Source organism: Aquimarina sp. I32.4, assembly GCF_002924285.1.
Classification (GTDB): Bacteria; Bacteroidota; Bacteroidia; order Flavobacteriales; family Flavobacteriaceae; genus Aquimarina.
In genome coordinates this window covers 22065-28919 of the sequence record NZ_PGUB01000063.1, presented here as the reverse complement: position 1 = coordinate 28919, position 6855 = coordinate 22065, and the positions used below count along the sequence as shown (strand labels likewise).

The window sequence follows — 6855 nt, the reverse complement described above, 5'->3', positions numbered from 1 at the left end:
ATCAGGTTTGGATTTGACAGTTGCAACTATGGGGCGTATCAAGAAAAGTGATATACAAAAGGCTATTGGAGATCGCATTAATACAAGCCAGACGATTCTTTGCAGTGATGCTCATGTGAGCTATAAAGGCTTTGCTAAAGACCAAAACATAGAACATCATCCACTCAAAGGAATTATAAAACAACGGGTAAAAGACAAAATATACCATATACAACATGTCAATTCTACCCACAATAGAATAAAAAAATGGATTGATAATGCTTTTTGGGGTGTAGCCACTAAATACCTGCAGCAGTACCTAAATTGGTTTAAACTCAAAGAGCAACTCAAAAACAATAAGGATAAGGCGCTGCTATTTGTACAAAAAACTGTCCTAGATGTTAACGCTATAAAGAATTACAGAAATATCGAAGCACAATATCAAAAACTAATATCAACGCAATTATAAACTAGAGCCTTAAAAAAAGAAAGGCTATTTAAAAATTCATATAATGTATTTACACATTATAAGGGCATACTACAGTTATTGAAATATGAGTTTTCCTATAAAAAACTCTTTTACCTCAACAACAGGAGGCTTTGTAATAGCAATCACATCTCCTGTACTTCGTATTTGTCCTTTGATAGACTGCTGAGGATTTATAATAATTTTATTTGTTCCTCTATGATTAACATGAACATGTTGAGCCACGAGGTCAGCCCCTTCAAACCTTCCTGTTCCTGAAGCGAAATTAACAGATAATGATTGTACTTGCCCTTTGATAGAAAAGGAAGCTATATTATTTCCCACCACATCTATATTCTCTGCATCAACCATTAAAGTAAAAGTTCCTGTAGTTGTTTCTGTATTCTCCCCGAAATCTTCAGACAACAATCTTAATGATGGATACGCTAACACCCCTTCTGATGAAATATCAAACTGCGTACCGCTTCTTATTTCGGTTATATGTGGAGCGGTAATATACATCTTGGTTTGATTAAAACTTCTAAAAAAACCACATTCATTTGTATTACTCAATATAAGACGACCTTCTTGCACTACTACAGAGACTTCGTTTAATAAGTTGTCTCCAGTTTCAATAATTACTGAGGTACTGTCTCCTTGTTTGATTATTACTTCTATATTTGGATTCACCAAAATCCTTGTAAAGTCTGAGACTTCCATTTCTTGTCTTACAATAGTACCTGTTCGCTGAAAACAATCTGAAGCATTCTCAGAATCACACCCAAGTAAAAACAACACTACTAGTATCCCTATAAATCTCACCACTATCTCTTTTTAAAAAAGGTTTTGAAAAATTACTCCTATTATTTTTTATAATCTATATCCCACAGAAAACTCCATAGCTTCAGCTTTGGCAGCATGGGATCTCACAGTCAACGAGCCAAATATATTTTTGGTAATATAATATTGAACTCCAGCTCGCAAATATGTTTGTCCTTCAAAATCATAAGGATAATACGCGTAGTACCCAAATTGTGTTAATACAGAGATTCTATTTACTCTCAACTCATGACCAAGAAATACCCCTACTCGCTTGGAGTCTTCTTCTCCTGTAGTTCCATCATTAAACCCTCCTACTGCTCTAAAATCTATATAGCGCTCTAAGGCTTTAGAAAAAAAGATTTCTGCTCCTAATTGTATAACACTTTTTTTATTTAATCTCTTATCTGCATAAGCGGCAAGCGTATAAAAAGGAAAACGCCCTGACCCTACCACATCGCTCTCATTAACACCGCTTCTAAATACAAATCCATAACCAACGGGCTCTGCTCCTTTAAGGTCTCCTTCTTGTTTTTCTATGTACTCGGGTGTATCTGTATCTAATGCATATGTAAGTCCTGCATTAAGAAACAATGTGTTGGTGCTTTTGTTTGGAGCTTTTGAGTTTCCATTTGAATAATGAATTACTCCTAGACCTGCTTGTAGACCAAGCCCTTTTATAATGTTTTTCTTTTTTGCATTAAGCAATAAATATGTTGCGCTCGACAAGTGAGATCCATGTGCAATATTTCTAAAATTCTCATCCTCATCATATGGATTCGTACTGTATCCTATTCCTTGTCCTATTCGAAGTTGCAAATAGCGTTTTAGGAAATAAAAATTATAATGTACAAACAGCCCTAAATGTTCGCCCAAATACTCATTATCCATATCTTGATATATAAAGGAAGCTCCATAATCAGGATAATTATATAATCGCTCCCAATCTTCTGATCCAAATGTTTCTCGTTGAAAAGAAAAAATTACACCAGAGGGATGGCCTGTAATCAAATGTGAGATATCTGGATTGTGCTTAAGGATGGTTCCATAAAAATTATGAACATCTAATGTATAATTCCTCTTCAATTCAGTCTGAGCATAGCTATAAAAATGAAGAATACAAATAAATAAACAGATCCGTTTTATCATTCGGCAAAAGTAATAATTAAAATAATAACCGATCCTCATATGAGGATCGGTTATTATTCGTTGTTTTTTTGATTAATTGAAGTTCTTTTCTTACTTCATAGTAGTATTACAAGGTAAGAAAAAGGTAAAGCTTGAGTATAAAAGATTTTTTATAGCGAATTAAAAAAAGCTTAAATCACCCCTATATCAATACTTTCATTTTAAAAAATAGCAGAAGCTATTTTTTTTATGTTATCTGATTTTCCCATAGAATAATAATGTAATACTGGAACTCCATATTCCATTAATTCTTTAGATTGTTGTATTGCAAATTCTACCCCTACTTGCCTCACCTCACTATTTGTTTTACATTTTTCTACTTCTCTTACCAATGCATCAGGCATATCTAACCTGAATACTTGAGGCAACAATTGCAAATGCCTTTTTACTGCTACTGGCTTTATTCCAGGGATTATTGGCACTTTGATTCCTGCATTTCTAGCTTTTTCTACAAAATCAAAGTATCGTTGGTTATCAAAAAACATTTGGGTAACCACATAATCTGCCCCTGCTTCTACTTTATCTTTGAGCCTTCTGATATCAGCGTCCATAGAGGGTGCTTCCAGATGTTTTTCAGGATATGCTGCAACTCCTATACAAAAGTCAGATTTATTATCAGTTTCAATAACTTCATGTAGAAATTGACCTTTATTCATATTTACAATCTGCTCTACCAATTCATTGGCATAAGAGTGCCCTCCTTTTGTTGGCGTAAAATATTTTTCTTCCTTCATAGCATCTCCTCGCAATGCCATTATATTATCGATTCCCAAATAATGACAATCCACCAATAAATATTCTGTTTCTTCTTTTGTAAACCCCCCACATAATACATGAGGAATTGTATCTACGTCATATTTATGAGTAATAGATGCGCAAATACCTACTGTACCAGGACGCATTCTAGTCAGTTTTTTATCTAATAATCCCTCTCTATCAATATATATAAATTCTTCTCTAGAAGTAGTTACATCAATAAAAGGAGGATCAAACTCCATCAATGGATCAATATTATTATACAATTCTTGTATACTTCTTCCTTTTTGTGGTGGTATTAATTCAAAAGAGAATAAGGTTTTGCCTTTTGCTTTTTTTATATGGTCTACTACTTTCATCTCATTTATAATTCTTAATTGGTATTTTATATAGCTTCAGAGTCTCCTAAAAACTTCTCTTGGATCTAGCTCTAATTTTGAAACCTTCTTTATTTAGCTTTTTCACTATTTCAATTGACTATATATCATATTTATTTGCCCTAAGTGATATACATCGTGTTGTAACACTCCTCGAATCATATATTTGTTTGTATACTCGCCTCCAGCTACTTTTTCATTCATTTTTGATTCTGGTATTTCCAAAAGTAGTTTACTAATCATATTCTGAGTTTTGCTAAGTTCATTTATCGTATCTTCTTTCTGCATTTCGGTTTGCACTACGACATTTTTTCTCCAATCGTTTTCAGAGTTTAGCTCAATGGTAAATTCTTTATTTCCTTTTAATTTTTCAATAACAAAATTTCTCCAACCTATAATATGGTATACCAATTCTGAGATAGAATGTGAAGCTTTTTCTGGCTTTTTATCCCAAAATCCTACAGGTATATGCTCAAGTGATTTCATGATAGAGTCTCCAAACCAAGGGTCTCCAACAAAAATCTCATTATATTGTATTACACTTTCTTTAGGGTCCATCATAATTTATCTTTATTCTAAAATATTAGGGTTCAACCATTTTTTGGCATACTCAAAGTCTATATTTTTTCTTTCTGAAAAATCTTTTACTTGATCTTCTTTCATCTTTCCTAATCCAAAATATCTTGCTTCTGGGTTCCCAAAATAATATCCAGACACTGAAGCTGCAGGCCACATCGCCAGACTTTCTGTAAGCTCAACTCCTATGTTCTCTTTTACTTGCAGTAATTCCCAAATAGTTATTTTCTCTAGGTGGTCTGGGCAAGCTGGATATCCTGGAGCAGGTCGAATTCCTTTATATTCTTCTTTTATCAATTCATCATTACTCAAAGTTTCTCCTCTAGCATATCCCCAATCTTCTATTCTTACTTTTTTATGCAAATATTCTGCAAAAGCTTCTGCTAATCGATCTGCTAATGCTTTGATCATAATAGAGTTATAATCATCATGATCTGCCTCGAAAGCTTCTGCCAATTCTCTAGTCCCAAATCCTGTTGTTACGCAAAAACAACCTATATAATCCTGAATTCCACTCTCTTTGGGAGCTACAAAATCTGCTAATGCAAAATTAGGCTTTCCTGCATGTTTTTTTAATTGCTGACGCAGTGTTCTAAATGTAAAATCACCTTCTTCAGAAATCACTTCTATATCATCATCATTTATCGTATTTGCCTCAAATAAGCCATATATTGCCTTTGCTCCTAATAATTTTTCATCAAATACTTTTTGCAATAGCTCTCTAGCATCTTTATAAAGAGATGTAGCTTGTTCTCCTACTACTTTGTCTGTAAGGATTGCGGGGTATTTACCATGTAAATCCCATGATCTAAAAAATGGACTCCAATCAATATATGGCTCTAATTTTTGTAGGTCAAATTCCTCTATTACCTGAACCCCTAAAGTACTTGGGTTTATTATTCTTGAAGTCTGCCAATCTATACTATATTTATTTTTTCTGGCTTCTTCTATAGTTAAGTACTCTTTTCTCTTTGTTCTTTTTAGGAATCCTTCTCTAAACTTACTATAGTTCTCTTTTAGATCTCCTACATATTTTTGGTTACTTCTTTTATTCAACAAATCACCTACTACGGTTACTGCTCTTGAAGCATCATTGACATGTACAACTGCGTTTTTATATTGCGGATCAATTTTGACAGCCGTATGTGCTTTTGATGTTGTTGCTCCTCCTATCAACAGTGGAACATCAAAGTTCTTACGTTCCATTTCTTTTGCCAAATACACCATCTCATCCAATGATGGGGTTATCAAACCACTAAGCCCTATAATATCTACTTTTTCGTCAATTGCTGTTTGAATTATTTTTTCTGGAGGCACCATTACTCCAAGATCAACAATCTCATAGTTATTACAACCTAATACTACTGAAACTATATTTTTTCCTATATCATGAACATCTCCTTTTACTGTCGCCATTAAAATACGCCCATTAGAATTACTTTCTGTAGATAAGGATCCCTCTGGGTTATTCTTTTTTTCTTCCTCAATAAACGGTAATAGGTATGCTACAGCTTTTTTCATAACCCTAGCAGATTTTACTACCTGAGGTAAAAACATCTTTCCAGATCCAAAAAGATCTCCTACTACATCCATCCCTGTCATCAAATTACCTTCTATGACCCCTATAGTCTTATCTACATGCTGTCTTGCTTCTTCTACATCTTCAACAATATATTGATCAATCCCTTTAACTAGTGCTCTTGTTATTCTATTTTGCAAGGGTTCTTCTCGCCATGAGAGATCTACTGTCTGCTCTTTTTTTACTCCTTTTACTGTTTCTGCAAAATCTAGTAGCCGTTCTGTGGCATCATCTCTTCTATCTAGAATCACATCTTCTACATGTTCTAAAAGATCTTTAGGAATATCATCATACACCTCTAGCATTGCAGGATTTACAATCCCCATATTCATCCCTGCTTTGATAGCATAATATAGAAAAACAGAATGCATTGCTTCTCGCACTGTATTATTTCCTCTAAACGAAAAAGAAACATTACTTACGCCACCACTTACACTACAATGAGGCAGGTTTTCTTTAACCCATCTGGTTGCTTCTATAAAATCTATTGCATTTTTACGATGTTCTTCCATCCCTGTGGCAACAGGAAAAATATTAAGATCAAAGATGATATCTTCTGGAGGAAATTTTACTTGATTGACTAATACATCATAGGATCGTTTTGAGATTTCTATACGACGCTCATAATTATCAGCCTGACCTACATCATCAAAAGCCATAACAATCACTGCTGCTCCATAACGTTTTATCGCCTTGGCATGTGCTATAAATTCTTCTTCCCCTTCTTTAAGGCTTATGGAGTTTACAACACATTTACCTTGTACCACTTGCAGGCCTGCTTCAATAATCTCCCATTTAGAACTATCGATCATTATGGGCACTCTGGCTATATCTGGTTCTGCCATAATAAGATTAAGAAACCTCACCATAGCTTCTTTACCATCAATAAGGCCATCATCCATATTGATATCAATAACTTGGGCTCCCCCTTCTACTTGATGTCTTGCGATATCTAAGGCTTCATCGAATTTTTCTTCTTTAACCAATCGTAAAAACTTGCGTGACCCAGCAACATTAGTACGTTCCCCTACATTTATAAAATTCGTGTTTTCAGAAACAATCATGGGTTCTAATCCAGAAAGTTTCAAGTATCTTCTTTCTTCTTTACTACTCAT

6 protein-coding genes are annotated in these 6855 nt (G+C 34.1%); 1 reads left to right on the top strand and 5 read right to left on the bottom strand.

Annotated features, from left to right (window positions below):
* A partial coding sequence (locus CVD18_RS14205) for an IS1595 family transposase (RefSeq protein WP_146052785.1) occupies positions 1–448 on the top strand: 448 nt, incomplete at its 5' end.
* Positions 449–523: 75 nt separating this feature from the next.
* Here the strand turns inward: CVD18_RS14205 and CVD18_RS14200 are convergent.
* From CVD18_RS14200 to metH, 5 genes are all read right to left on the bottom strand, one after another.
* The gene (locus CVD18_RS14200; protein ID WP_233194555.1) at positions 524–1267 is read right to left on the bottom strand and encodes a head GIN domain-containing protein; all 744 of its coding nucleotides are present in this window, start codon (positions 1265–1267) and stop codon (positions 524–526) included.
* 48 nt (positions 1268–1315) lie between these two features.
* Entirely contained in the window at positions 1316–2413 is a 1098-nt protein-coding gene (locus CVD18_RS14195; RefSeq protein ID WP_103866100.1) for an acyloxyacyl hydrolase, read from the bottom strand.
* A 200-nt stretch (positions 2414–2613) separates the two neighbouring features.
* Positions 2614–3567 carry a methylenetetrahydrofolate reductase [NAD(P)H] gene (gene metF / locus CVD18_RS14190; protein ID WP_103866099.1) on the bottom strand — a complete coding sequence of 318 codons (954 nt, stop codon included), beginning with the start codon at positions 3565–3567 and terminating at the stop codon, positions 2614–2616.
* Between the two features lie 105 nt (positions 3568–3672).
* Complete coding sequence (locus tag CVD18_RS14185; protein ID WP_103866098.1) at positions 3673–4146, bottom strand: DinB family protein; 474 nt, start codon at positions 4144–4146, stop codon at positions 3673–3675.
* Between the two features lie 9 nt (positions 4147–4155).
* Entirely contained in the window at positions 4156–6855 is a 2700-nt protein-coding gene (metH, locus tag CVD18_RS14180) for a methionine synthase (protein WP_103866097.1), read from the bottom strand.

Coding starts and splice junctions, on each gene's coding strand:
- CVD18_RS14185 (WP_103866098.1), bottom strand. CDS start 4,146: ATGATGGACCCTAAAGAAAGTGTAATACAATATAATGAGATTTTTGTT.
- metH (WP_103866097.1), bottom strand. CDS start 6,855: ATGAGTAGTAAAGAAGAAAGAAGATACTTGAAACTTTCTGGATTAGAA.
- CVD18_RS14195 (WP_103866100.1), bottom strand. CDS start 2,413: ATGATAAAACGGATCTGTTTATTTATTTGTATTCTTCATTTTTATAGC.
- metF (WP_103866099.1), bottom strand. CDS start 3,567: ATGAAAGTAGTAGACCATATAAAAAAAGCAAAAGGCAAAACCTTATTC.